Source organism: Bradyrhizobium sp. AZCC 1610 (assembly GCF_036924515.1).
Taxonomy (GTDB): domain Bacteria; phylum Pseudomonadota; class Alphaproteobacteria; order Rhizobiales; family Xanthobacteraceae; genus Bradyrhizobium.
In genome coordinates, this window is sequence record NZ_JAZHRR010000001.1 from 2,204,935 (window position 1) to 2,229,430 (window position 24,496).

Consider the following 24,496-nt stretch of genomic DNA (forward strand, 5'->3'; position numbering starts at 1 on the left):
GTCAGGCCTGGCGGATCACCTTTTCCGCGCATTTGAGAAAATTCCGAACTAGCGGATTGAGAGAATCCCTTCGCCAGCAGACCGCGACGTCGATGGCATCGTCGGCGTCGAGGAAGGGCCTGAACACGACGCCGGTCGGGCATCCGAGCTGGGCGCAGGCGGGAAGAATCGCCATGCCCTCTCCGGCAAGGACGAGGCTGAGCGCCGAGTGCACCGTCTCGACCCGGTTCCGACCGGCATGCTGACCTGATGCCGCCGGAGCAGTGATGCCACAACGGACGTCGCTGGATCCTCGGCCGGCCCGGGCAAACTTATCAGCGGACGGCCCTGCAGCTTTCTCACCGGTACGGCCGCCGAGCGCGCCAGCTGCGAACCGGCCGGCATGGCCAGCATCAATCGCTGCTTTCCGATCGTGGAGACCTCAATTTCGCTGTGGCGAATTGCGGGCATGCACAGCGCGACCGTCACGCTGTGATCCAGCAGCCGTGCCTCACGCGTCGATGCGCTCAGTTCGATGAACTCCAGATCGACCTTGGGAAGGGACCTTCGAAGTTCCGGAACGAGCCGTGGCAGTACGGCGTGGCCCAGCACGAACATGTAACCGACCGACAATCTTCCCCGGCGCCCCGCCGCCACGGCGCGGGCTGCCTCAAAACCTTCAGCCGTCAGGGCCAGCGCTTCACGCGCGCGCGACAGCAAGGCGCGACCGGCCGCCGTCAGCTCCATTCCCCGCGCGCCGCGGCGAAACAGCGGGGTTCCTACTTCCGATTCCAGTTTGCGGATCTGGACCGACAGTGGTGGCTGCGCCATGCGCAGGCGGACGGCCGCCCGGCCAACGCCGCGCTCTTCTGCGACGGCAACGAAGTAGCGGAGACGCCGGAGGTCCACTTTTGCTATACCGAACTGGTATGGGTCAGCTGTGCGATGGTATTGGACCTGAAGTCAATGTGAATGTCATCCTTGGGCCGTCGATCCCACATCGATCCTACCTGGGGGCTGAGATTATGAGTGACGAACTGTGCTTTCTGCCTGCGACTGAACTGCGCGCGCGGATCGTCCGCAAGGATGTTTCACCCGTCGAAATTACGCGTGCCGTTCTTGCGCGTGCCGAGCGGATGCAGCCCGAGTTGAACTGCTTCATCACGCTGTGCGGCGATGAGGCCATGATCGAGGCGAGGAATGCGGAGCGTGAGATCATGGCCGGGGCGCGGCTCGGCCTTCTTCACGGCATTCCGTTCACCGTGAAGGATATCGTCAATACCAAGGGGGTGCGGACGACCTTCGGGGCGGTCCCCTACAAGGACAACGTTCCTGACCATGATGCGGTCGCCGTGGCGCGGATGAGGGCAGAGGGTGCCATCCTCGTGGGCAAGACCACGACGCCGGAGTTCGGCACCAAGTGCCTGACGGATTCGCCGTTGTTCGGTCGCACGCGCAATGCCTGGAGTGGTGCGCACTCGAGCGGTGGTTCAAGCGGGGGAGCGGCGGTTGCGGTTGCCAGCGGCATCGCGCCGCTTGCCATCGCGACCGATGGCGGCGGCTCGACGCGGATTCCGGCAGCCTGCAACGGGGTTGTCGGGCTGAAGCAAAGCAACGGCGTTATTCCCCACAGTCAGGTGCAGGACGCGTTCGGCAACCAGACCTATGTGACCCCGACGACGCGCACCGTCGCGGACACCGCCTTGATGATGCAGGCGATGTCGGGAGAGGACGCTTCTGATCCGTGGTCGATCGGATTCCCGCAGTGGAATTTTGTCGACGGATCGGCGCCGAACAGCGATCTGCGCGGGCGCAAGATTGCATTTTGCCTCGCGCCGCTCGGCCGGCCGGTTGCGGCCGATGTCGTCGCTGCATTCAAGGTCGCGCTTGCCAGGCTGGAGGCCCTCGGGGCTGAGGTCGAGGAAATGCCCGGCGACGGATTTGAGGTGGAGCCGATCTGGCGCGCCATCAATCACACCGCGTGGCGCGCACGATTTGAGAAGCTTGCGGCCGATCATGGCGACGTGTTGAGCGAGACCTTCATGAAGCAACTGGCGCTGGCCACGAAGGTAAGCGGTGTTGACTATCAGCGGGCGATGTTCGACCGGACGGCTCTGTTCCGGCGGGTTCAGACATTGTTGCAGAGGGTCGATATTCTCGCGATGCCAACCATCACCCGCACCGCGCTTCCGATCGACCAGGACCTGTTCGGTACGATAGAAATCGACGGGCGGGTATTCAGCGACGTGCGGCCGAGCTGGTTTCCCTGGACAATGCCGTTCAACATGACCGGTCATCCCGCCGTCAGTCTGCCCTGCGGCTTTGACGCGGACGGTCTGCCGATCGGCATCCAGTTGGTCGGGCAATTCCGCGGAGACGTCGAATTGCTGCGCGTCAGCGCGCTGTTTGAGGCCTCGCAAGATCTTCTCGGCCGGTGGCCGAGCCTGCCCGGCCGTGGCGCTGCATGAGTTCAGCTGGTCGGCGTCGTCGTGTCGCGGACAAGAGCGACAGCGTTGGATCACATTGCGCAACCGTGCCGTTGCACCGTCGTCGCGGATCATCCCGCCGGAACATGCGGGCAGGCGCCGGATCGTGGCTTGCTCCCGCGCTTGTCGATCGGCACGTTGCAATTGTCGAGCCGTTGCTCGTCCATCCACTTCCTGCCCATGCGTTCTTTTCCAGTCAGTGACGGCCCGTTGGCCGGCACAGCGGTCTCGGCATTTGGTGCGGCTTGGTCAGGCTGCCTGTCCTGCGCAAGGGCCGCCGATGCCAGGCACACCGCGAAAAGAAAACTGATCAACCTTCGGTGAATCGGTTCCATAGGCTGTCCTCGCCAAAAAAAGCTCGTGCGTCAGATTAAACATGTCGAGATTTACGTAGCCACCCGGAACCTGCAGGCAACGGGTCGGTTGCCTCTCATCACGTTGTGCGTGCTTCACGAGAACAGGAGAGACAGATGAAAATGAAGCAGCTCATGACTGCTGGTTGCTCCTTCCTGGTTTTGAGCACCGGCGCAGCATTGGCTGGTCCCTGTGACACAGGCCGCGCCGCCAACCTGAGAGACGCAGGCTCCGGACCGGCCAAGATGGGTGAGAGCCAGACGACGGGGATGGCCAGCAGCACCGATCAGCATCCGCCGACCGACAAGATGAATCGGTCGACCGGAGACGTTGCGGCATCTTCGCAGGATACGCAGCGGCAGATGCAAGGCGAGCCGACGGCTGCACAGCAGGCCGAAGGCGCCAAAGCTGACAGCAAGACCACAGAAGCAGACAAGGATTGCTGAGGGCGTGCAGCTGAGGCGGTGTCGGATTGTCGGCGCTTCGGCCGACTCTCCGACATCCCCGAAGTGTTCGACTGCAACAGACAGCTTTGTCAGGCAAACCGAATTCGCCAATCGTGACCGACGCGGCGCATACGTCGATTCGTCGCTTTCGCTCGTTCGCCTTGTCCAAGAGCGAAGTGGCTTTGCCCAAGAGGGAAGTTTCCGGCGTCAGGTGCGTCGGTATGCCTTCAATGTCGGATGTTCCGCGCTTGCGCTACGTTCGAGGTCAACCTAGTTTTGATGCCGGCACGAACGTCGTGCCAGCACTGCTTGGGAGAACCCTGATGAGTTGGAAGACTCCGAAGATTGTGGAAGTGCCGGTGGGCATGGAAATCAACATGTACGCCTGCGCGGCGCGTCAATAGACGCGTCGAAACGGTCTGCCCGGCTCCGGCAACAGCCTGTTGCTGCGGGTCGGGCAAGCTGTTCGATCTCCAGGAAGTTCTCCACTACCTGCATCAAGAGCAAGGCGTGGATCCTGCCAAAGGGGACAGGAATCACCTGTAGGCGTTCGCCGGAAGGCGATCCGGTCCGGATACGTCTGTGTCCAAGCTGCATTCAAATCGTTCCCACGGCTCGCCGCTGTTCCCAGCATCATGCTAGGGTATGTCCTCGGCCGACTCCGCCGGACTTGCCGGTTCAATCCCATGACCCGCTGAATGCGAATATCTACGCGTGCAAAAACCTTCCAGGCGGCGGTAGTGTCTCTTGCTGCGCTGCTGCCGGCGTGCGTCCACGCCGAGGGCATCGATACCGAGCATCTGTTCGGCTTCATGATCGGCACCGATGTCGGCAATGTCGGCGAACGGGAGTTTCAAAGCGAGACGACCGGAGTTTTCGGCAAGAACGGCGGCCGTTATCGGGCTGTCGGCCAGGAGTTCGAACTGGAGTTTGTGCCTGTCCGGAATTTTCGAATCGAGATCGGAAGCACGTTTGCGTCACACCTGATCAGTGGTGTGCCAGGTCTCGACGACCAGCGCCGGTTATCGTGGCAGGGCGGGTCGCTCGATTTGCGCTACCGCTTTCTCGATCGGGAAACGGCGCCATTCGGGCTCACTTTCGCGGCGGAAGCGCATGCTCATCGGGTCGATGAGACGACGGCTGAAGGGGTCCGAAGTTTCGGAACGGAATTCAGGCTGGCGTTCGACCGCGAGCTCGTGCCAAACCGCGTCGTCGCGGCGTTCAATCTGATCTACGGGCCGGAGTGGACGCGCCTTGTCGGCAGTGGTGTGATGGAGCGGGGATCCGCGGCAGGAGCGGCGCTTGGGCTAATGGCGCAGTTGCGTCCCGGTTTCCTGTTAGGCGGTGAAGCGCGGTACTTGCGGAAATATGAAGGGACCGGTTTGGAGGAACTTGCAGGGCAGGCGTTGTTTGTCGGTCCAACGGCATACTTCCAATTGTCGAAACGCTCGCGACTGACTGCGAGCTGGAGCGTTCAGGCATGGGGACGTTCGGTGGGGTCAACGTCCAGCCTTGATCTCGTCAATTTCGAACGCCACCAGGCACGGCTGGTATTTGGCGTTAACTTTTAGGGCTGGGGCCGGCGGGGTCCGGCTTTTCACGGGGTAGTGAAACTTTACACCGCTCGTTACCGTAGCTTTTTGCGTTATCTATTCGGGAGCAATTCAAGGGATATCAGGCATGACTCCGATAGATTTGATCGTGACCGTCTGTGCGGTACTCTCGCCGACCACCTGCGAGGAAACCCATCTGGTCTTTTCTTCAGAAGTTTCGTTGCGGCAGTGCACCATGGCGGCGCAGCCCTACATCGCGAAGTGGGTTAGCGAGCATCCGAAATGGACCGCGGTCAAATGGCGTTGCGAATATCCACGTAACAACCAAAAGGCATTCCAGGATGCCGTGTGGTCCGTAGGCTGAGCCATCGTCGGCGAGAAGGCTGTAGCGGCTACTTGTTGCAGTCTTTCAAATCCTTGTCTGCGATCGAAAACACGGCGTCGGCCTTGATCTCGATGCCGCGCACAAAGCAATGTTTAGAGCCGCGATAGCCAACCTTGGCGTCATAGCGTCCCGGCTCCACGCCGGTGATGCGCAGGCGCTCGTCGTGGTCGACTTCCTTGTCCTTGTCGTTCAGGGTCAGGTTGGGGCCCCAGTCGTTTTTTCCGACCGGGGAAAGCTGAAACTCCGAAACGGTCGAGGTGGTCAGGTTCCAGAGCCTGATGCCTTTGCCCTGTGCGGCAAGTTCGCCGGTGCTCGCCAACAACAACGCGACCAAGCCCAGTATCCGTCCCATCAAGCAATCCTCCCAAAATGAACCTGGAGCCGTCGCTACCTTATCAGACGGTTGGGGTTTTTCGCCTTGTCAAAATTCTTTGCCTGGTCGAGGCCAACTGGATCGGTCAATTTCACGGAAGTGAGATCGGCGCCGTCGAAATCGGTGTCGATGACCGTCACACCCGTGAGGTCGGCCCCTCCGAGTTGGGCACCCTTGAGAGAGGCGCCCGTCAGGTCGGCGCCTTTCAGCAAGGCGAACTCAAGATCGACGCGCGACAGGTCGGCGCCGCGTGCGTTCAACCTTTCCAGATTGGCGGATTTCAGGATCGCGCGCATCAGGCCCATCGATTGGTTGCGCATGTCGGCGCCCAAATTTGCTCCTGCGATCGAAGCTCCGACAAGACTGGCGCCCGTGAGATCGGCAGCGATGCGTGCTCCCGAGAGATCGGCGCCGTCGAGGCGGGCGCGAACCATCTGCGAGGCGAACAGGTTTGCGCCCTTCAGGCTTGCTCCGGTCAGGTCCGCCTCGAGCAGCCATGCCTGGTCGAGGATTGCACGGTCGAGTCTGGCACCGGCGAGCTTCGTCCTGTTGAGACGCGCCGCGCGAAAAATCGCGCCGGACAGGTTGAGCCCGGAGAGATCGAGGCCGGATAATCTCTTTCCCGTGAAATCGGCGGGCGTGGCGGTGGTCGCCGCAGCGAGCGCGGTCTCGACCTCTCCGCGGGTCATTTCGGCCGAAACCATATCGGGTGACGACAGGTCAACATGACGCATCATGTCCTGCGCCGTCGCCGTCATGGTGACAAGCGCGAGACCGAGCGCTGCGGTTACGATCGAGCGTTTCATCTCCAACCCCGCCGATGACGTATCCTAGCACCGGCCTCAAGCACTGCCTATGCGCTTTCCCGTTCGGAGGGATCGCCATTGATCCGCCGCATGACGTCCAACTTGATTGCGGCGATCTCGGCATCTCCGCGCTTGCTGCGCGGTGTGCGGATAGGCAGCTCGGCGAGGACCCGAGTCGGACGCGGCGAGAGCAGGAACAGGCGGTCGCCCAGTCGAACCGCATCGTCCACGTCATGGGTGACCAACAGCGTTATCATGGAACGGCCGTCCATCAGCAGGGCTATCTCATCGCGCAGGCGGGCGGCGAGGGCGACATCGAGCGAGGCCAGCGGTTCGTCGAGAATGAGGAATTCTGGCTCGATGGCGAAGGCACGAGCGAGCGCGACGCGCCGGGCGAGGCCAAGCGATAACTCGCCGGGAAAGTGGTTGCGATGCGCGTTCAATTCCAGAATTTCGAAGAGGGCTGAAAGCTTCGACTCATTGGCTTGGGGCGCGGCAAGTCGCACATTTTCTTCGACTGACCGCCAGGGCAACAGCCGCGGCTCCTGGAAGACGAAGCCGATCCGCGCGCCGACGGGACGCGAGACGCGCCCTTGAAAGTCGGGGTCGAGGCCGGCGAGGATCCTGAGCATCGTGCTTTTGCCGCAGCCGGATGGACCGACCAATACGCCAACTTCTCCTGCATCAAGTGCAAAGGCCACGCCTGCGATCACGTCATGCTGTTCGCCCGCTGCGCTTTTGAACGTCTTGCTGGCGATATCGACCTCAAGCCGCACGGGGACGCCACCGGGATAGCCGGGCCTCAAATGGCTGTACCAACACGGTTTCAATGAGGAGCACGACCGCCGCGAAGCTCAGTGAATAGGCAAGCAATAGCGGAATGTCGAATAGCTGGAACGCCACGCCAATCTCGAAACCAACACCGTTCGGACGTCCGAGTAATTCCGCAACAAGGACGATCTTCCAGACCAGGGAAAGCCCCGATCGCGAGGCGGCTGCGATATAGGGCGACAGTTGCGGCAAAATGACGTGCCGGAACCTCTTCCAGCGCGGCAACGCAAATACGGTCGCCATTTCGTCGAGCGCCGCGTCGAGGGCACGCGCGCCCTCGCGCAGCGTAACGACGGCGGTTGGGAGCTTGTTGATGGCGATTGCCGCAATAGCGGCGACTTCAGTCAATCCAGCCCAGATGTAGGCGAGCACGATAACCACGAGCGCCGGCAGATTGAGCAGCAGGATCAGCCAGGGGTCGCCCAGCCGATCGGCAAGCCGTACCCGGCCCATCAGGTATCCAATCGCGGCGCCCAGCGTCATCGCCAGCGTGAAGGCCAGCGTAACACGCGCCAATGTCACGCCGAGATGGAAGAATAAGTCACCTGACCTCGCTTCCGCAATCATGGCCGTGAGCACGGTGGGAGGAGGTGGCAGCTTGGCGTCACCGGCAAACAGCGAGGCGATCCACCAGGTTGCGAGAAGCACGGCGAATGACAGCAGGCGCGGCACCTCAGCCTCCCGGGATCGCGTGATAGAATGTTCCGGAATCGAGTTCAGGCGCCGGCCCGACAAGTTCGCGGCCGCCGATGTCAGCCAGCACGCGGTAGAGGATGCGCGCATCGGCTTCTTCGTCCGCGACCGGGCGACGCGGAATTCCCTCCCGATAGCGATCGCGATAGGCGTGCAGCGTTGCGGCGTCCGGAGCGCCGGTCAGTGGCGCAATTTTCTCCCACTCCGCGTCCGAGGTCGACAGGATCTCTTTCGCCGCGCGGGTCATGGCGATGAAGCGGGCAATTTTGTCCTGGTTTGCGGTCGCCCATTTTTCATCGAAGACGTAGCCGATCATCGCGGTGCGGCCTTTGGCGCCGAGTTTCGGCAGCAGATCCTCAATGCCGGCGATGCGGCGAAAACCCTTCGCTTCCAGCACGGCGCAGAAATTCCAGTAGTTCAAGGTCGCATCCATTTCTCCGCTGAGCGTCTTCGCAGCCAGCAGCGGCGGCGCGCCATAGGCGATTGTCGCGTCCGACTTCAGGTCGATGCCGGCCTGCTTCAACCACGCCAGCAGCAGTAGCCAGCTCTTGTCGATCGGGCCACCGGCGACGGCGAGCTTGCGGCCCTTGAGATCAGGCAAGGTCTGGATCGGTGATGAGGCAGGCACCATCACGGCGCCGAGCGCGCTCGAATAAGGATAGAATGTCAGTTTGGCGCCAAGGCCGCGTTCGCGCGACACCCAAAGCCAGTCGGTGACCACAATGTCGGCGTTCCCGGCGCGAAGCGCGATCTTGCCCGCCTCGGGGCTCGCCAGTTCGAGAACCTGCACCGAAAGGTTGGCCTGCTTGTCGAGGCCGTGCGCGCGGATCACTGCGAGTTCCCAGGCGAATGTTCCGGTCTTCTGCACCGCAACGCGTAAAGCCTCGGCGCTGCAGCACGTGCCGAGCGAGACAGAAACAATCGTAGCAAGCAGCATGCGAACAAAAAATTTCATGGCACCTTGAGCCGTTTTCTCGAACGTCTGCTTTTCAGCGGGACAGTCATAGCATAGCTTCCACGGTTAGGAGTGGGAGGGAAGACGATGACGCTTGTCGGATCGATAGGACGTATTGTCGCCGCGCTGACGGCGCTAATGGTGACGACAGGGATCACGCGTGCCCAGGATTTCAACGATTATCCGACGTCGGCGCGCGTCGAATACGCGTTTGGCTGTTTGAAAGCAAATGGCGAGACGCGGCAGGCGATCGAGCAATGCTCCTGTTCGATCGATGTTATCGCTTCGCTCGTGCCTTATGAGCGCTATGTTACAGCCGAAACCGTGCTCAGTGTGTCGCAGGTCCGGGGAGATATGGGCGGGCCATTCCGCACATCCGAGCAGGCGGCAAATGCGCTCAACGAGCTCAGGCGGGCCCAGGCCGAAGCGGAAGTACGCTGTTTCTGAGGCGCTGCACGCGGTTCGGATCAAATTCCGGAATCATCGATCTTCCATTCGCGCTGGAAAACGTGTCCCTCGGTATCCTTTGCCTCGGCACGGAAATTTTTCGCGCCATTCGACACGTAGGTGAACCTGATATTGGGATCTTCCGAAATCGAAATGCCGCCTTCCATGGTCAACACCAGGCTGTCGTCCTGCCAAAGCCGCAGTTCATTAACGAAGAATGCCGGGACATATAGTTGCGTGACCTGGTCCATCTGCAGGCCGGAATTGTTGGGATGCCCGATCATGATCTGGGCCTCGCGTGCGCCGCTGGCGGGGCCTTCACCGGCTTTTCCGAATTGCCGGTAGCGCATCTGGCCTAATCTGCTCTTGGCTTCGTCGGCGTTCTTGGCGGCGGGCGCCGAGCAGCCGCCGGACGCCTTCACATAAGTCTTGGTCATGTAAAGTTTGCCGTCGCTGAGTTCGGCCACCGCGTGAACGTTGGTGTAATTGTTGACGCGAACGCGGGTGGAGATCTCCGACACGTTGGCGTCCGGCCCGAGCTGGAATTTGGCCGCCATCGGCGCGGGGTTCTGGTCGATGACAAGCGTAATGTTCAGCACCTTTCGGCTGTCGCCGGGCGACAGCTTCGTTCGCAAGGTCACCGGCACGATTGCGGCATCCTCGGCACGGGCCGGCATTTCGATGGCGATCACGTCGCTGCCATCGTTCATTGGGCGATTGTTGAAGATGTCCTGGGCCAGGCCAGGCCAGGGGTCATTTGGTGTTGCCGCGAGCGTTGGCGCTGCGCCGAACAGCAGCAGGCCAGCGACGACGAACAGGCGGAAAAGAGATCCGGGCATGCACCACCTTCGTTAGGACGGAAGCAACGAACGCAATAAATGCAATATAGGGCAATGCCCGCGTCATTCCCATTCAATTTCCGAAAATGCTGCGGTTGCGTTGCGGGTGTTGAAGTCGTCGAATAATTCCCATCGGGATCGCTCGGAGCCCGCTGCAGTGCTTGCCGCCGCAATCGGCTCGCCGCGGGCGACGAGCCCGCGTACATCTGAAGCCAAGGTTTCAAGATAGCGGCGCTGGTCGACGAGGGCGGCCGGCCATCCGCTCACAGGACCGTGACCAGGAACAACGCGCTGTGCGGGGAGAGTGCTGAGCTCACCGATTGCGCCCAGCCAGCCGCGGAGGTTGCCGTCCAGTACGGGCGTGTGGGCCAGAAACACCAGATCGCCCGCGAACAGGGTAGCGGTTTTTTCATCGAGCACCGTGAGATCGCAATCGCTATGCGCGACGGGCCACGCCCGCAACACGAGGGTTCGTGCGCCGAGATCCAGATTGAGCGTGCCGCTGACGAGCAGCGTTGGCGGCACGATGCTGACCTCGTCGATCAATTGATCGCCCATGGTACGGCGAAATGCATCGAGATAGAATTTCCCGCGCGCGGCCAGTGCGCGCGGCAGGTTCGCATGGCCGACAAAGGTCGTGCCGTCCTGCACGAAAGCGCCGTTGCCGAAAACGTGATCGGGATGGCCGTGCGTATTGATGACGTACCGGATCGGCTTGCCGGTCCGGGCACGAATAGCCGCCATCAATTGTCGTCCCTCGCGCAGGCTGCCGCCCGTATCGATCACGGCGACTGCATCCTCGCCAACGATGAAACCTACATTGGCAATCGCGCCGTGGTTCTCGCGCGTCATCTGCGCGGTTTGGCCGTTGTGCACGAATACGCCATCCGCAATGGAGCTAACGGGCAACTCCTGTTGCTGCGCGCGCGAGGCTGTCGCAGTAGCGAGCATCGCGAGCGCGGCAAGGATCGATGCGGCACGAGCCATATTTCGGCCTCCGTCTCATCACGAAGCGCTATCGGAAATTCCATGCTTCGTCTCAGCCAGGTTTGCGTCGCAGCACGGGCGGCGAGTCTGCGACAGGGATTATTCCTGTTGCAGGCTCCAATTGACAAGCATAGCATTTTGCTTGTCTGCGGCTTCAACGGAACTTCGTTCGTCGGGGTTGCCGATACTTTTCTGTAGTTGGCAACCATGGTGGGCCGGAAGTGCAGCTGCTTTCGATGATATATGCCGGACGTAAGCGCTGGCTGGCGATCGCAACATTGGCGGTCCTCGCCGTACTCAGCGGCCGCGATGTGGCACGCGCGCAAATCAAGGAAACCGGCGATTTGTCGATCGAACTCGTCGATCCCAAGGTGCTGCGCGTCTGCGCCGACCCGCACAATTTGCCGTTCTCCAACGACAAGGGCGAGGGATTCGAGAATAAGTTCGCCGAACTGCTCGCCGAGAAGCTGCAGAAGAAACTGGACTACATGTACTTCCCGCAGGCGACCGGCTTCGTCCGGATGACGCTTGGCGCCCATCGTTGCGATGTGATCATGGGCTTCCCGCAAGGCGACGATCTGGTTCAGGGCACCAATCCCTACTACCGCACCGCATACGCGCTGGTCGCCAAGAAGGGCAGCGGCCTCGAGGAAGTGACGGCGCTGGAAGACGAGCGCCTGAAGGGCAAGCATATCGGCATCGTGGCCGGCACGCCGCCGGCCACGAACATGGCGGTCAACGGCCTGATGGCGAATGCCAGACCATATCAGTTGATGGTCGATACCCGCCTGGACTCTTCAGCGGAGGCCATGATCGCCGACCTGATGTCGGGTCAGATCGACGCCGGCATTCTCTGGGGACCGATGGCGGGCTACTATGCGAAGAAGGCGAGCCCGCCGCTCCACGTCACGCCTCTCGTCAAGGAAAAGACGGGCCCGCGACTGGCGTTCCGCATCGGCTTGGGGGTGCGGGCGGCTGACCAGAACTGGAAGCGGCAGCTCAACCGCCTGATCCAGGAGAACCAGCCCGCGATCAACAAGATATTGCTGGACTACGGCGTTCCCTTGCTGGACGACAACGACCGGCCGATCGGCGCAGAGACCGCAACGAAAGCGCCATGAAGGAAAAGATCGCAGGCCTGGTCCTTGCGGCATTCACATTCATTGTCCCGACATCAGCGCAGGAAAGGCCTCCCGAGCCCGACGGATACCGCATGGAAGACTACCGTGCGCTGGTTCCCGCAAGCCTTGCCGGCGTGCGTGTTCTGACGACCGCTGAGGCCGCGTCGATCTGGCGATCCAAGGCGGGCGTGTTCATCGACGTAATGCCTCGTGCGCCGAAGCCGCAAAATCTTCCCCAAGGCACAGTCTGGCGCGACCAGCCGCGGCTCAACATTCCCGGCAGCATATGGCTGCCGGACACCGGCTACGGAAAGCTCGCGGCGGCAACGGAAGATTATCTGCGGCGCGGCCTCGTCCGGGCGACGGCGGGCAACAATACTGCGCTGGTGGTGGTTTACTGTCAGGCCGATTGCTGGATGTCCTGGAACGCGGCAAAGCGAATCCTGACATACGGCTATTCCAATGTAGCTTGGTATCCCGAAGGAACCGATGGCTGGGAGCGCGCCGGCCTGGACCTCGCTGATTCGCAACCGGAGCCGCGGACAGGCGAGGAGACTTCATCGTCGCGTTAGAGCATGATCCGGAAAAGTGGATACCGGTTTTCCCTCGGGACAAACGCAAAGCGTTTGCCCGGAGATCATGCTCAAACGATAAGCCAGGGCGTGATGACGATTCGAAGAAACGGCATCACGCACGACTATTCGATCTCCTGCTGAATCGTTCGTCCGAGGGTGAACAGACGCTGGTCGATCGCCGTCGGCACCTCGCAGACGAATTTGATGACATTCCGCCGGTCTTCGAAGATGCGCGTCTGCCAAACAAGCTGATTGCCGAGGTCGTCGATCTTCGCCTGATCGGGCGGCGATTCGCCCTGCAGCGCCTGCAAGGCAAGCGTGTCGCTGCGGATTTTATCCGCCGCTTCGCGCTGCTTGCGGGTGACGCGCTCCAGCCCGTTCAAGACCTGGGAGCGTTGGGCATTGAGGGAGTCGAACAGGCCGGCAAACAGCAATTTTCCGCTTCCGGTCTTGTCGGCTGCACCGCTCAGATATTCCGTAATCGCTTTTTGCCCTTCCTCGAGCGGGGTCCGCCTTGCCGCCAGCTTCGCGACCAGCGCGCTGACTTTGGCATCGTCCTTCCACTTGCCGGAGACGTCATCGAGCGACGGGCCTGCCCACACCGCAGCGAGAGAAATCTCGGGTACCTTGGCTTGGGTGCACGGCCAGTCCGGATAGCGGGGATCGGCGGCATGGCAGAAGCCGCCGGTCACCGTAACGGCGAGCAATGCCGCGATCGCGATCCGATACCTCATGTCTCGCCTCCAGCCGGTCCGCGGCGGATCAGGCCGCGCGATGGATCGTAGGCGTAAATTGCGCCGATCATGAAGGCGATCGTGCAGCCGCCTACGACCGCGAGCGCGATCCAGTTCATTTGTCCGTACAGCGCGAAACGGATCAGCTCCACGGCATGCGTGAACGGATTGAACAGGCAGACATAGTAGAGCATCGGGCTGCTCTCCAGAATACGCCACAGCGGATAGAGCGCTGAAGAAGCGAAGAACATCGGAAAGATGACAAAGTTCATCACGCCCGCGAAATTCTCAAGCTGCTTGATGCCGGAGGAGATCAGCATGCCTAAGGCGCCGAGCATCAGGCCCGACAGGACCAGCGCCGGCAGCACCGTCAGATAGCCGGCCGGCGGCGGTGCAATGTCCCAGAACCAGGCGATCAGCAGGAAGGCATACACCTGAAGCAGCGAGACCGCGGTTCCCGCCAGAAGCTTGCAGGACAGGAGAAACCATCGCGGCAGCGGGCTCACCAGCAACGTCCGCATATTGCCCATCTCGCGGTCATAGACCATGGAGAGCGAAGACTGCATGCCGTTGAAGAGCTGGATCATCGCCATCAGCCCCGGCGCGATGTAGACCTCGTACAGAATGTAGGTTTCGTATGGCGGGATGATGGAGAGGCCGAGCACCTGGCGGAAGCCGGCGGCGAAGATGAACAGCCACACCAGAGGCCGCACCAGCGCCGAGACGAAGCGTTCACGCTGATGCAGGAAACGAAGCGCCTCGCGCCAAACTATACCGTTCAAGCAGGTGAAATATTCGCCAAGCGAGAAGCCGCTCCGGATCGGCTGTGTGGTTGCTGATGTCATGACGTTGGGCTCCCGCTTGGTGCGGTGGAGCCGGTCAGCCGCATGAACGCCGTGTTGATATCGCTGCCGCCGGTGTCGGCGATAACCTGCGCGACTTTGCCCTGGGCCAGTACCTGGCCCTGATGCAGGACAACGAGATCGTCATTTGAGCCGATCTCGTCGAACAGATGCGTCGCCCACAACACGCTTATTCCCTGTTCGGTAACGAGCTGGCGGACGTGGTTGAGGATATCCGCGCGCGCCTTCACATCCAAGCCGACCGTCGCCTCGTCGAGCAGGAGCAGGCGCGGGCGATGCAGCAGCGCGCGGGCGATTTCCAATCGCCGCATCTGGCCGCCGGAGAGGTCGCGCACCTTGCTGGCTGCGCGGTCGGCAAGGCCGAGGCGCGCCAGCACCTCGCGGCTCCGTTCGCGGGCATCGCGTCTGGCGATGCCATGCAAGGCGGCGTGATAAAGCAGGTTCTGCGTCACCGAAAGGTCGAGATCGAGCGTGCGGGGCTGAAACACCACGCCGAGCAGCCGCAATGCTTCCCCGGGCGCCTGCGCGACGTCGTGACCGAAGATGCCGATATGTCCGCGCTGGATTCCGAACAGCCGCGTGACCAGCGAGAACAGGGTGCTCTTGCCGGCGCCGTTCAGGCCAAGCAACGCGGTGAAACTGGCCGGTGCGACGGTGAAGCCGATGTCGATCAGCGCCTGTCGGGCGCCATAGGAATGGCTGACGCCGCCGACCGACAATGCAGGTATCTCCGCGGCTTCGGGCCGGGAAGGGGTATCCTGCCTGTTCTGACCGGCTGAAAATGCGTCAGTGGCCGTCATGGTTGTGCAATCGTGATACCCCAGGGCAACTCGCCGACCTGGATCGTCTTGATGACCTTTTGCGCGGTGACGTCGATCACCGAGACGTCGTTCGATACGCCGTTGGTGACCATCAGATATTTCTCGTCCGGGGTGAATGCCATGTGCCACACCCGCTGCCCCACCAGCAGATATTTGGTGACCTTGTGGCTGGTGGCATCGACGACCGCGACGCGATTGGCGGGGCCGAGCGCGACGAAAGCAGTCTTGCCGTCTTTGGTCATGCCGATGCCGACCGGCTGGATGGCTTCGCTCCGTAGGCCGGGAATGTTGAATGAAATCTTGTCCGTCACGACCCGCTTGACCGGGTCGATGACCGAAACGGTGCCGCCGATCTCTGACGATACCCACACTTCGGAATTGTCACGCTTGAACTCGGCGAAGCGCGGGCGCGCATCGACCAGCACGTTGGCGACGATCTGGCGCGTCTTGGTGTCGATGAAATGCGCCATGTTGGTGGTCTCGGAAGTATTGATCAGGATTGACCCATCCGGGCTGATGGCCATGCCCTCCGGCTCGACGCCGACCTGGATTTCGCCGAGGCGGGCGCGCTTTTCGACGTCGATGATCGTCACCGTGTTGTCGTTTTCATTGGCGACGTAGAGCATCTTGCCGTCAGCATCGAGGGCGAACAGTTCGGGGTCCGGGCCGGAGGGCAGGGTATCGACCACCTCCTGCTTGGCAACGTCGATGACCTGAATGCTGTCGTCGTCGCCCACGGCCACGAATACAAACTTGCCGTCCCTCGTGAACTCGATGCCGCGCGGCCGCTGGCCGACCTTGATCGTCTTGGTGACGGTCCAACTGTTCGTATCGATTACGGATACGGTGTTGCTCTTCTCGTTGGACACATAGGCGATGAAGGCCGAGGCGGGGGTCGCCGTCGCGAGCCAGGCAGCTATTACGGAAAGCAGGCAACACCGCCACATACGCAATTTCTCCTCCTTCAACGTAACTTGCACTTGGTTTCCGGCCGATCGGCGCCAAGCGTGTCGAGCTCCGAAACCTGGTGCAGGAATCCCTCCTGCGGCGAAACCGAGACCACCATGCGTCCATCGACCAGCAGGATTGGTTGACGAAGCTGCAGATTCCAGTCCCGCAGCGTCAGCCGCCGACCCTTGAATGCCGCAATGGAAAAGTCGGGTCCTTTGAGGAAGTCCGATACCGCCTTTGAATCACCAGACTTGGTGCGCGACGCTGCTTCGCCGATCATACGCGCTGCCGTCCATGCCTGCATGTCCAGTGCGGTCATGTGTCGCGAATTCAATTTTGCAAACCGGTTCTGGATCTGGATCGCGCCCCATTGATCCTGCGCGGCGTGCCAACTGGTCGGAACCAGCCCGGCCGAGCCTGCAACCGGCCGCGGGTCCCAGGTGCGGTAGGGCAGGTAGGACGCGAACACCTCGCTTTCGTCAGCTGCAACGAGGACGTCATAGGCCGGCGCTTGCTGGGTGAACACCGGCATTTGCCGCTGGATCAAGGTGACGCCGCTGTCGGTACGGCGTGCGCCACCGATATCTTCGAAAATTCGCTCCTGGACGATCTTGGCGCCGAAGCGTGTCGCTGCACGGCGCAATGCGTCGGCGTAGAGCTTGTCCTGATCATGCGAGCCGACGACGAACAGCCAGCGCTTCCATTGCTTCCATACCAGATACTGGGCGAGCGCATCCGCAAGCATCGAGCGCGTCGGCGCGACATGGATCACATTGGCACGACAGTCTTGCTCGCGCAGCCGGTCGTCGATGGCGCCGGCATTCAACAGCAGCGTTCCGCGATCGCGGAGCGCGTCGGCCGCCTTCAACAACTCGTCCGCCGGAAGGTCGGCAATGATGAAGCTGCTGCGCTCGGCCAGCGCCGCCGCAGCCTTCGCGACATCCTCATTGTCTTTGAGCCGGACCTCCTCCAGTGTGAAGTGCTGATTGAGGAATTTGCCCGTGGTGTTGTTGTCCTCGATCGCAAGGCGCGCGCCGGCAAGGCCATCATTCTCCGCCGGCAGTTCGACGAGCGACAATTTCGCCTTGACGCCGACACGGCCGAGATAGCCGATGCCGATCTCGATCGGGTCGGCCGCGAGCACGGGGGTGGCCGCGATGCAGAAACCGATCGCAGCGACCAACCATCGGATCATGGCTCCTCCCTGACAGGTCTCCTCGACTTCGCCGCGTCGAAGACCGTTGGCCTGAACCATGACCGAATTGTCTTGGCTTGCAACTCAATTTTGTTGCGACCGCTTGACGCCGTTTCAGCCCTTCAGGCGCTCGGCGTGCCAGCGCAGATGATCGGACATGAACGTGGAGATGAAGTAGTAACTGTGGTCATAGCCGGGCTGCCGGCGCAAGGTGAGGGGGATTTTGGCTTTCTCGCACGTGCTCTGCAGCAGCTCCGGACGGAGCTGCTCGGTCAGAAACGGATCGGCATCGCCATAGTCGACCATTAGATCGGACACTCTGGCGCCATCCTCGATCAACGCAACCGCATCGTGCTTGCGCCATGCTTGCCGGTCGCTGCCGAGATAGCCGCCGAGCGCCTTGATGCCCCACGGTACCTGCGAGGGCGCGACGATCGGCGAAAACGCGCTTGCCGCGCGATAGCGGTCGGGATGGCGTAGTGCCACCGTCAACGCGCCGTGACCGCCCATAGAGTGACCAAGAATGGATTGTCGATTGGGGTCGACCGGAAAGTTTTCGGCGACCAGTTTCGGCAGCTCTTCCGTGACATAGCTCCACATCCGGTAATTGCGAGCGAACGGCTCCTGCGTCGCATCGACATAGAAGCCGGCACCAAGCCCGAAATCATAGCCATTGGCGGGATCGCCGGGCACGCCTTCGCCGCGCGGGCTGGTGTCGGGCGCAACGAAGATCAGTCCAAGGGCCGCGCAGGCGCTGCGGAATTCGCCCTTTTCCGTCACATTGGCGTGGGTGCAGGTCAGGCCGGAGAGATACCAGACCACCGGCAGCCTGGCGCCGCCGGCGTGCGGAGGGACATAGACCGAGAAGGTCATGTCGGTCCTGGTTTCGCGGCTGGCGTGTCGATAGACACCCTGCGTTCCGCCGTATGACGTGTTGAGTGAAACGGTCTGCATGGTCATGATCTCTGGACTCCTGCGCCGCGGGCTCTCACGCCACGCCGCTTTCTATTGCCAGCCGTACCAGTTCGGCAGAAGTTCGTACGCCGAGTTTCTGGCGCATGATCGACGACGTATTGGCAACGGTCTTGTACGAGGAATGAACCATCCACGCGATCTCGGAAAGGCTCTTGCCCGCGCTGAGCAGGCGCAGGATCTCCATCTCCCGCGAGGTGAGTTTGGAAAGCGGGCTGCGGGCGAATGCAGGTCCGGCGAACGCGATGCTGCGCGCGATCGCGGAGGGCAGGTAGACCCCGCCTTTACCGACTTCACGGATGGCTTCGACCAGATCCTGCGGATCGCCCGTCTTGGTGACATAGCCCTTGGCGCCGATTTCGATGGCACGCGCGGCGAAGACCGGATCGTCGTTCATGCTGAACATGATGATCCGAGCGGAAGCGGCACGCGCAAGAATGCGCCGCGCCAGTTCGAACCCCGACACGGTCGGCAGGTTGATGTCGATTACACAGATGTCGGGGCGCTCGGTGACGAACACGCGTTCGCCGCTCTCCGCATCGGCGGCCTCCAGCAGCACGACCTCCGGTTCGTCGGCAAACACGGTACGGCAGCCCGAAGCAACGATGGGATGATCGTCAACGATCAGAACACGCATTGCATCGATCCCCGATAGCCGCTTCAGTTTCGTTGCTGCATCGCGTCGGGCTGCACCGGAGCCGGCGCGAGACCGGTCATGCATCGCCCGCGAGATTACTGTACGCTTCAATCTGATCGTCGGTTTTTCTACTGTCAACCGGTCGTCTCGACCGGGAACTGATTGCGACGCGATTGGGGCAAACCTCATGTGGCAGAAATTATCGTTGCGTGCCCGGATCAACTTGCTGCTTGCGTTGGGCCTGACGCTCGGTCTGGCCATCAATATCGCGCGGCTGGTGGTGGAGGCGGGGCCCCGCGTTCGGGCCGAGGACCAAGGCGTGATACGGCTGGCGCGCGAATTCGTGGAGACGATCGTTCCCGGCCTGAACGAGGCATCAGACCCGGACGCGCGGCTCAATCAGATCGTTCGTGACCTCAGCCGGCTCCGGCACGTCAGTATCACGCGGCAGGGCGATACCTCCGCAGGCGAGCGCTCCGGTAACGGCGATGACGAACGGTCGCCGCCGGCCTGGTTCATCGCGCTCGTTCATCCGGAAACGACCGCCGTGAGCGTACCGATCACCATCCATGGAAAGCCGCAGTCGCTCGTGATCACGTCGCATCCGAACGATGAAATGGCCGAGATCTGGGACGGAATCGTCACCCAGCTTGCGGTCAGTTCCGCCCTCGCCATCGCGCTCTTCCTGGTGACGATGATGGTGGTTGGCCGCGCGCTGGCGCCGCTGCAGGCGCTTTCGCAGGCCATGGCGAACATCGAGGCCGGGCACTACGGTTCACGCGTCGAGCCCGGCGGCGCGCCCGAACTGGCGGCGATCTGTGCCAAGCTGAACCACCTGGCGGGCGCCCTCGGCGAGGCCATTGAGGACAAGCGGCGGCTCGCCGAACGCACGGTCTCGCTGCAGGATCTGGAGCGCAAGGAGATTGCGCGCGAATTGCATGACGAGTTTGGGCCGTATCTCTTTACGCTACGCGCCCACGCCGGTGCCCTGATGCGGCTTTCGGAAGACGGGCGCGCTTCCGGCGCGGATGCGCTGCGCAAACATGGCACCGCCATCATGGAGCAGATCAATGCGCTCCAGCAGTTCAATCGCAGGATATTGGAAAAGCTGCGGCCCGTTGGGCTGGCGGAGCTCGGACTGCGCGAGGCGCTCGGCGTGCTCTTGCGCCTGTGGCGTGAGTCCCGTCCCGACGTAACCATCGACGCCAACATTGCGAGCGCGCCGGAGGAGACCGGAGAAGTTACGGACTTGACGGTTTACCGAATCGTTCAGGAAGCCCTGACGAACGCTTTCCGCCATGCCGACGCGACCTCCGTCAGCGTCACGGTCGAACAGGCCGCAGGAATGAATGGCAGTCGCGGCTGCGCCCTGGTTCGCGTCAGCGACAACGGCCGCGGCTTGGCGCCGGATCACAAGTTCGGCTTCGGCCTGACCGGTATGCGCGAGAGAATACTGGCGTTGGGCGGGACCCTGAATGTCGTTTCCGGCAATGGGGGCGTCACGGTAGAGGCGGTCGTTCCCCACGGATCGCACCACTGATGGATTCGAAGCGCTGTGCGGGAATTTTTCCCGATCTCTTCGGGAAGGAAGGCATTTAGGGAACGCGACCTTTTGCGGCTAGCGCGTGTCATTGACTTCTCACTAGTATCGTCCGCATCGAACCGGCGTCGCCAATGAGCCGGAATGTAGTGGGGATGGGGACATGGGCGTACGTGTACTGGTGATCGGGACAATCTCGCTTTGCCTGATTCCCGGGATCGACCGTGCCGAGGCCCAAACCGCGTCCAGCGATAGCGAGGTCCTGCCGGCCATCGAGGTAGTTGCTCCCCCGACGACATCAGCCCGACCAGCAGCCAGACCAACCCGCGGCAGTGCGGCGCCTCGAGCCACCCGAAATGTGCGCAGGGTTCTTATCTACCCGACCGCGCCGACACCGACGGCCCGCTCGGGAATGGACGTCGACAAGGTGCCGGCAGCGATCAACGCGGTTGGTGCCGGTCAGATCGCGCGCACGGGCTCGCTGAACATCGCGGACGCGTTACAGCAACAGGTACCGGGTATCATCATCAGTGATACTACCGGAAATCCATTTATGCCTGACGTACAATTTCGTGGTTTTGTGGCATCGCCAGTGGCCGGTACTCCTCAAGGGCTTGCGGTTTACCAGAACGGGATGCGCATCAACGAAGCGTTCGGTGACACCGTCAACTGGGACTTGATCCCGACGGCCGCGATCAGGTCGGTCACCGTCGTGACCAATAACCCCGCGTTTGGCCTCAATGCGCTCGGCGGAGCCGTCAACGTATTGATGAAGGATGGCTTCAACTATCACGGCGCTGAAATCAACACGATGGGCGGCTCGTTCGGACGCATCCAGAGTTCGGCGCAGTATGGCAAGCAGATCGACAATTTTTCGGTCTATGGCGCGCTCGAAGGCGTGCGTGACAACGGCTATCGCAATTTTTCGGAGTCGGCGATTCGTCGATTTTACGGGGATGTTGGCTACCGGACCGACAGCAGTGAATTTCACCTCAACATGGGCGTCGCCAAGAACAATTTCGGCGCGGCGGCGGCGGTGCCGGTCGAACTGCTGCAGAAGTATTGGGGCGCGACCTATACGACGCCGCAGACCACGGACAACCGCGTTGCCTATGTCAACCTGACCGGAAAGGTCGAGGCCACGCCGACCTGGACGATCGAAGGCTCGGCGCGCGTCCGCGCGTTCCGGCAGAAAACGGTGGACGGTAACCCGACCGAGACGGAGCCATGTGCAGCCCCCAACGACACGCTGCTTTGCTTCAACGACGACACCAACTTTGCAAATGGCCTCAACGGAGTCCCGATCGTAAATCCCTTCCCGGCCGACGCCGTGTTGGGGCAGATCGACCGGACGACAACCCGTTCGACGACGACCGGAGCGACCCTGCAGGCAACCAACACCGACCAGTTGTTCGGACACAACAACCAGTTCATGGTTGGCACCAGTTTCGACTCCGGCGTCACTCGCTTCGGGGCCAGCGCGGAATTGGGCACGATCGGCTCAAACTACGTCGTCAACGGCAGCGGCATATTCCTCGGTCCGTCCGGCAGTCCGATTTCGATCGGCCCGGTCTCGCTTCGAGCCACCAACAAATACACCGGCCTCTACGCGCTCGACACCTTCGATGTGACGGACGCGTTTTCGATCTCGGGCGGCGGCCGGTTCAACCATGCGAGCATCGTGCTTCAAGATCAAATCGGCACCGCGCTCAATGGTAATCATACGTTCAGCCGCTTCAATCCGATGATCGGCGGCACCTACAAGATTACGCCTGAAATGACGGCCTATGCAGGGTATTCCGAAGCCAATCGCGCGCCGACCCCGCTGGAACTCGCATGTGCCGATCCGGCGCGCCCCTGTCTCATCGCGGCATTCCTCATTGCCGACCCGCCGCTGAAGCAGGTTGTATCCCGCACCGTTGAGGCCGGTCTGCGCGGCACCAAGGAGCTGAATATCGGAACGCTCGGGTGGAAGGTCGGGGCGTTCCGCGCGACGAATGCCGATGACATTCTGGCGATTCCCAGTCCGGAGCTGCAGGGCTTTGGCTATTTCCAGAACGTGGGCAGGACGCGGCGCCAGGGCATCGAGGCTCAGGTCAATCTGACGTCAAAGACGCTGCAACTCTATGCCAGCTATACCCTCGTGGATGCGCGCTTCCTCGATGCCCTGGAGATCGGCTCCAATAGCCCGTTCGCCGTTGACGACGTAGTCCAGGTTCTGCCGGGCAACCGAATTCCGGCGATTCCGCGCAACCGGGTCAAGGTTGGCATCGACTACTCGGTCACCGACGCCTTCAAGGTCGGCGGCGACGCGTTGTTCGTCGGCAGCCAGTATTTTGTCGGCGATGAATCCAATCAGGCGGCGAGGCTGCCAGGGTATTCGGTTTTCAACCTGCACGCCTCGTACCAGATCAACAAGACGTTTCAGGTCTACGGCCGCGTCGACAATATCCTGGACAATCGCTATGCGACTTACGGGACGTTCTTCGATAGGGATGATATTCCCAATTTCACCAATGGCGGCGCCGATTTCACCGACCCGCGTTCGGTCCTCCCGGCGCGGCCGCGTGCCTTCTACGCAGGGTTAAAGGCGACCTTCTAGGCCTGTAACGAGCCAGCCATCATGGCTGCCGGTGCGGGAGAACACGAAGCGATTTGAAGCGACCAATGATGCGCGGCAGAGCGTCAGCTTGCCGCGCTACGGGGACCGTCAGGAAACATCCGGCGCCGGATCGGCGCAATGCGCCTTGTGGATCGCGGAGGGAACGAACCCGAAATGCTTCCGGAACACGCGGCTGAAGTGCGACGAACTGGAAAAGCCCCACGAAAATGCGACGTCCGTGATCGTCTTTCCGTGCTGGGTCTCCAGCTCCTGCCGGCAGTGCAGCAGTCGCGCCCGCCAGATGTAATCGCTGACGGTCATGCCCTTGTCGCTGAACAGCATGTGCAGGTAGCGCTTGGTGCAGCCCAATGCCGCCGAGATCTGGTCGATGCAAAGATCCGGGTCGCGCAGATGCTCGCGGATGAAGGCTTGAGCCCGAATGTACATCGCCTCGGGACCGACCCGATCGAACATCGTGTCGGCCTCGCGCAGCGGCAACAGCAGCAGATCGATCAGCGAATCGGCGACGCCGATGGCGTTGTAGGGCGACAGCCTCTTCGCTTCATCAAACGCGGTGTGCACGAAGTCGTAGGCGATGCGGCCGGTGCCGTTACGCGCGGAGAGCTTGCACGGCAACATCTTAGCCGTGCGGAAGCCGCGTTCGTGCAGCAGTGCCTTTGGGACGATCACGACCTCGTGCCGGGTCAACGACGGGCTCACGATCGTGTGCGGGCAGGAGACGTCATAGGCGAGGCAGTCGCCGGGCATGATGTCGATGCGACGGCCACCCTGTTCGAAATGAGAGATGCCGTAGGTTTGGAACAGTATCTTGACGTAGGGATGCTCGCTCAGCTTGGTACCTGAGACCGTGTGCGCGATACGATGCTGGCTTGCCTCGATCTGACACAGCTTTAGCTGCGAAACGGTTGTGTAGTTTATCCGCCCCTCGAGCGAAGAACCTTCCAGCGGATCGACGTCAAACTGGCCGCAGAGATCTGTCAGTGCATCTGACCAAGTTTGGATCTGTTTCTTCGGCGCCAACCCGGAAGTGCTGAGTGAACGAACTGTATCAGACATTGCCCAGCCACCGATTTGAGAACAGGCCGCGACCTCCGCCTAGGCGTCGGTCAGATGGTCGTGACATTTGGCCCCAATTTAGGCAGTCGCCAGGGAAGTTGCGCAGATTCTTCCCAATATCCCTTTGACAATCCTCCAACTTAGTTTCGGCGGCGTCAAGGGAAACCTCGACCGGGGGCCGCGCGGGTGCTTGTGGGAACAAGCCCACGATTGATGCTTCGCAGCATGAGAAGACGGCTTCCGAGGCCCGAAATTAAAAAGTTCATTGGGTTTC

The 24,496-nt window shown here is 61.6% G+C and carries 25 protein-coding genes and 1 pseudogene; 10 read left to right on the forward strand and 16 right to left on the reverse strand.

The genetic code is table 11. The features are described 5' to 3' along the window. Window position 1 precedes the first annotated feature (1 nt). A pseudogene (locus tag V1279_RS10510) lies at window positions 2–888 on the reverse strand (LysR family transcriptional regulator). Window positions 889–1,004: 116 nt separating this feature from the next. Between V1279_RS10510 and V1279_RS10515 the strand changes: the two are divergent. The 5 genes from V1279_RS10515 (at window position 1,005) to V1279_RS10535 (ending at window position 5,182) form a co-directional block, all read left to right on the forward strand. Further along, on the forward strand, window positions 1,005–2,447 hold the full coding sequence (locus tag V1279_RS10515; RefSeq protein ID WP_334435053.1) for an amidase: 1,443 nt from the start codon (window positions 1,005–1,007) through the stop codon (window positions 2,445–2,447). Window positions 2,448–2,935: 488 nt separating this feature from the next. Beyond that, window positions 2,936–3,265, forward strand: a complete 330-nt coding sequence (locus tag V1279_RS10520; protein WP_334435056.1) for a hypothetical protein — start codon at window positions 2,936–2,938, stop codon at window positions 3,263–3,265. 323 nt (window positions 3,266–3,588) lie between these two features. Next, complete coding sequence (gene pqqA, locus V1279_RS10525; RefSeq protein ID WP_108512900.1) at window positions 3,589–3,669, forward strand: pyrroloquinoline quinone precursor peptide PqqA; 81 nt, start codon at window positions 3,589–3,591, stop codon at window positions 3,667–3,669. 336 nt (window positions 3,670–4,005) lie between these two features. Then, the gene (locus V1279_RS10530) at window positions 4,006–4,836 is read left to right on the forward strand and encodes a hypothetical protein (protein ID WP_442894750.1); all 831 of its coding nucleotides are present in this window, start codon (window positions 4,006–4,008) and stop codon (window positions 4,834–4,836) included. Between the two features lie 109 nt (window positions 4,837–4,945). Further along, complete coding sequence (locus V1279_RS10535; RefSeq protein WP_334435060.1) at window positions 4,946–5,182, forward strand: hypothetical protein; 237 nt, start codon at window positions 4,946–4,948, stop codon at window positions 5,180–5,182. Between the two features lie 28 nt (window positions 5,183–5,210). Here V1279_RS10535 and V1279_RS10540 read toward each other — a convergent pair whose 3' ends face one another. From V1279_RS10540 to V1279_RS10560, 5 genes are read right to left on the reverse strand one after another with little or no spacing between them, the layout of a single operon-like run. Further along, entirely contained in the window at window positions 5,211–5,555 is a 345-nt protein-coding gene (locus V1279_RS10540) for a hypothetical protein (RefSeq protein WP_334435062.1), read from the reverse strand. A 35-nt stretch (window positions 5,556–5,590) separates the two neighbouring features. Continuing rightward, entirely contained in the window at window positions 5,591–6,382 is a 792-nt protein-coding gene (locus V1279_RS10545; protein WP_334435064.1) for a pentapeptide repeat-containing protein, read from the reverse strand. 47 nt (window positions 6,383–6,429) lie between these two features. Further along, window positions 6,430–7,158: an ABC transporter ATP-binding protein gene (locus tag V1279_RS10550; RefSeq protein ID WP_334435067.1), complete on the reverse strand. Its 729-nt coding sequence runs from the start codon at window positions 7,156–7,158 to the stop codon at window positions 6,430–6,432. Further along, complete coding sequence (locus tag V1279_RS10555) at window positions 7,148–7,885, reverse strand: ABC transporter permease (RefSeq protein ID WP_334435069.1); 738 nt, start codon at window positions 7,883–7,885, stop codon at window positions 7,148–7,150. Before V1279_RS10555 ends, V1279_RS10550 begins: the two co-directional genes overlap by 11 nt. A 1-nt stretch (window position 7,886) precedes the next feature. Further along, window positions 7,887–8,843, reverse strand: coding sequence for an ABC transporter substrate-binding protein (locus tag V1279_RS10560; RefSeq protein ID WP_334446317.1), 957 nt, complete (start codon window positions 8,841–8,843; stop codon window positions 7,887–7,889). Between the two features lie 105 nt (window positions 8,844–8,948). Here V1279_RS10560 and V1279_RS10565 point away from each other — a divergent pair, with 105 nt between their 5' ends. Further along, the gene (locus V1279_RS10565; protein ID WP_334435071.1) at window positions 8,949–9,308 is read left to right on the forward strand and encodes a hypothetical protein; all 360 of its coding nucleotides are present in this window, start codon (window positions 8,949–8,951) and stop codon (window positions 9,306–9,308) included. A gap of 20 nt (window positions 9,309–9,328) precedes the next feature. On the opposite strand, the gene V1279_RS10570 is transcribed toward V1279_RS10565, so the two are convergent. Beyond that, the gene (locus V1279_RS10570; RefSeq protein WP_334435073.1) at window positions 9,329–10,147 is read right to left on the reverse strand and encodes a quinoprotein dehydrogenase-associated SoxYZ-like carrier; all 819 of its coding nucleotides are present in this window, start codon (window positions 10,145–10,147) and stop codon (window positions 9,329–9,331) included. 63 nt (window positions 10,148–10,210) lie between these two features. Then, window positions 10,211–11,134: a quinoprotein relay system zinc metallohydrolase 2 gene (locus V1279_RS10575; protein WP_334435076.1), complete on the reverse strand. Its 924-nt coding sequence runs from the start codon at window positions 11,132–11,134 to the stop codon at window positions 10,211–10,213. 236 nt (window positions 11,135–11,370) lie between these two features. On the opposite strand from V1279_RS10575, the gene V1279_RS10580 reads away from it, so the two are divergent. Both V1279_RS10580 and V1279_RS10585 read left to right on the forward strand, forming a co-directional pair. Continuing rightward, a complete protein-coding gene (locus tag V1279_RS10580) occupies window positions 11,371–12,255 on the forward strand; it encodes a substrate-binding domain-containing protein (RefSeq protein WP_334446318.1) in 885 nt (294 codons plus the stop codon). Beyond that, the gene (locus V1279_RS10585; RefSeq protein WP_334435078.1) at window positions 12,252–12,827 is read left to right on the forward strand and encodes a PQQ-dependent catabolism-associated CXXCW motif protein; all 576 of its coding nucleotides are present in this window, start codon (window positions 12,252–12,254) and stop codon (window positions 12,825–12,827) included. The genes V1279_RS10580 and V1279_RS10585 overlap by 4 nt, the downstream gene beginning before the upstream one ends. 125 nt (window positions 12,828–12,952) lie before the next feature. Here the strand turns inward: V1279_RS10585 and V1279_RS10590 are convergent, their stop codons facing one another. The 7 genes from V1279_RS10590 to V1279_RS10620 all read right to left on the reverse strand — a co-directional run bounded on the left by V1279_RS10590 (window position 12,953) and on the right by V1279_RS10620 (window position 19,003). Further along, entirely contained in the window at window positions 12,953–13,564 is a 612-nt protein-coding gene (locus V1279_RS10590) for a hypothetical protein (RefSeq protein WP_334435079.1), read from the reverse strand. Continuing rightward, complete coding sequence (locus tag V1279_RS10595; RefSeq protein WP_334435082.1) at window positions 13,561–14,409, reverse strand: ABC transporter permease; 849 nt, start codon at window positions 14,407–14,409, stop codon at window positions 13,561–13,563. Before V1279_RS10595 ends, V1279_RS10590 begins: the two co-directional genes overlap by 4 nt. Continuing rightward, on the reverse strand, window positions 14,406–15,227 hold the full coding sequence (locus tag V1279_RS10600) for an ABC transporter ATP-binding protein (RefSeq protein WP_334435084.1): 822 nt from the start codon (window positions 15,225–15,227) through the stop codon (window positions 14,406–14,408). Before V1279_RS10600 ends, V1279_RS10595 begins: the two co-directional genes overlap by 4 nt. Continuing rightward, a complete protein-coding gene (locus V1279_RS10605) occupies window positions 15,224–16,216 on the reverse strand; it encodes a YVTN family beta-propeller repeat protein (protein WP_334446320.1) in 993 nt (330 codons plus the stop codon). The genes V1279_RS10600 and V1279_RS10605 overlap by 4 nt, the downstream gene beginning before the upstream one ends. Continuing rightward, on the reverse strand, window positions 16,213–17,394 hold the full coding sequence (locus V1279_RS10610) for an ABC transporter substrate-binding protein (RefSeq protein WP_334435086.1): 1,182 nt from the start codon (window positions 17,392–17,394) through the stop codon (window positions 16,213–16,215). The genes V1279_RS10605 and V1279_RS10610 overlap by 4 nt, the downstream gene beginning before the upstream one ends. Window positions 17,395–17,508: 114 nt before the next feature. After that, the gene (gene fghA, locus V1279_RS10615; RefSeq protein WP_334435088.1) at window positions 17,509–18,354 is read right to left on the reverse strand and encodes an S-formylglutathione hydrolase; all 846 of its coding nucleotides are present in this window, start codon (window positions 18,352–18,354) and stop codon (window positions 17,509–17,511) included. Between the two features lie 28 nt (window positions 18,355–18,382). Further along, window positions 18,383–19,003 carry a response regulator transcription factor gene (locus V1279_RS10620; RefSeq protein WP_334435090.1) on the reverse strand — a complete coding sequence of 207 codons (621 nt, stop codon included), beginning with the start codon at window positions 19,001–19,003 and terminating at the stop codon, window positions 18,383–18,385. A 187-nt stretch (window positions 19,004–19,190) separates the two neighbouring features. Here V1279_RS10620 and V1279_RS10625 point away from each other — a divergent pair, with 187 nt between their 5' ends. Continuing rightward, window positions 19,191–20,543: an ATP-binding protein gene (locus V1279_RS10625; RefSeq protein WP_334435093.1), complete on the forward strand. Its 1,353-nt coding sequence runs from the start codon at window positions 19,191–19,193 to the stop codon at window positions 20,541–20,543. A gap of 163 nt (window positions 20,544–20,706) precedes the next feature. After that, a complete protein-coding gene (locus tag V1279_RS10630; protein ID WP_334435095.1) occupies window positions 20,707–23,145 on the forward strand; it encodes a TonB-dependent receptor in 2,439 nt (812 codons plus the stop codon). Window positions 23,146–23,253: 108 nt separating this feature from the next. Here the strand turns inward: V1279_RS10630 and V1279_RS10635 are convergent, their stop codons facing one another. Continuing rightward, window positions 23,254–24,222 carry a helix-turn-helix domain-containing protein gene (locus tag V1279_RS10635; protein ID WP_334435097.1) on the reverse strand — a complete coding sequence of 323 codons (969 nt, stop codon included), beginning with the start codon at window positions 24,220–24,222 and terminating at the stop codon, window positions 23,254–23,256. Window positions 24,223–24,496 lie beyond the last annotated feature (274 nt).

Coding starts and splice junctions, on each gene's coding strand:
- V1279_RS10515 (WP_334435053.1), top strand. CDS start 1,005: ATGAGTGACGAACTGTGCTTTCTGCCTGCGACTGAACTGCGCGCGCGG.
- V1279_RS10520 (WP_334435056.1), top strand. CDS start 2,936: ATGAAAATGAAGCAGCTCATGACTGCTGGTTGCTCCTTCCTGGTTTTG.
- pqqA (WP_108512900.1), top strand. CDS start 3,589: ATGAGTTGGAAGACTCCGAAGATTGTGGAAGTGCCGGTGGGCATGGAA.
- V1279_RS10535 (WP_334435060.1), top strand. CDS start 4,946: ATGACTCCGATAGATTTGATCGTGACCGTCTGTGCGGTACTCTCGCCG.
- V1279_RS10540 (WP_334435062.1), bottom strand. CDS start 5,555: ATGGGACGGATACTGGGCTTGGTCGCGTTGTTGTTGGCGAGCACCGGC.
- V1279_RS10545 (WP_334435064.1), bottom strand. CDS start 6,382: ATGAAACGCTCGATCGTAACCGCAGCGCTCGGTCTCGCGCTTGTCACC.
- V1279_RS10560 (WP_334446317.1), bottom strand. CDS start 8,843: ATGCTGCTTGCTACGATTGTTTCTGTCTCGCTCGGCACGTGCTGCAGC.
- V1279_RS10565 (WP_334435071.1), top strand. CDS start 8,949: ATGACGCTTGTCGGATCGATAGGACGTATTGTCGCCGCGCTGACGGCG.
- V1279_RS10570 (WP_334435073.1), bottom strand. CDS start 10,147: ATGCCCGGATCTCTTTTCCGCCTGTTCGTCGTCGCTGGCCTGCTGCTG.
- V1279_RS10575 (WP_334435076.1), bottom strand. CDS start 11,134: ATGGCTCGTGCCGCATCGATCCTTGCCGCGCTCGCGATGCTCGCTACT.
- V1279_RS10580 (WP_334446318.1), top strand. CDS start 11,371: ATGATATATGCCGGACGTAAGCGCTGGCTGGCGATCGCAACATTGGCG.
- V1279_RS10585 (WP_334435078.1), top strand. CDS start 12,252: ATGAAGGAAAAGATCGCAGGCCTGGTCCTTGCGGCATTCACATTCATT.
- V1279_RS10590 (WP_334435079.1), bottom strand. CDS start 13,564: ATGAGGTATCGGATCGCGATCGCGGCATTGCTCGCCGTTACGGTGACC.
- V1279_RS10595 (WP_334435082.1), bottom strand. CDS start 14,409: ATGACATCAGCAACCACACAGCCGATCCGGAGCGGCTTCTCGCTTGGC.
- V1279_RS10600 (WP_334435084.1), bottom strand. CDS start 15,227: ATGACGGCCACTGACGCATTTTCAGCCGGTCAGAACAGGCAGGATACC.
- V1279_RS10610 (WP_334435086.1), bottom strand. CDS start 17,394: ATGATCCGATGGTTGGTCGCTGCGATCGGTTTCTGCATCGCGGCCACC.
- fghA (WP_334435088.1), bottom strand. CDS start 18,354: ATGACCATGCAGACCGTTTCACTCAACACGTCATACGGCGGAACGCAG.
- V1279_RS10620 (WP_334435090.1), bottom strand. CDS start 19,003: ATGCGTGTTCTGATCGTTGACGATCATCCCATCGTTGCTTCGGGCTGC.
- V1279_RS10625 (WP_334435093.1), top strand. CDS start 19,191: ATGTGGCAGAAATTATCGTTGCGTGCCCGGATCAACTTGCTGCTTGCG.
- V1279_RS10630 (WP_334435095.1), top strand. CDS start 20,707: ATGGGCGTACGTGTACTGGTGATCGGGACAATCTCGCTTTGCCTGATT.
- V1279_RS10635 (WP_334435097.1), bottom strand. CDS start 24,222: ATGTCTGATACAGTTCGTTCACTCAGCACTTCCGGGTTGGCGCCGAAG.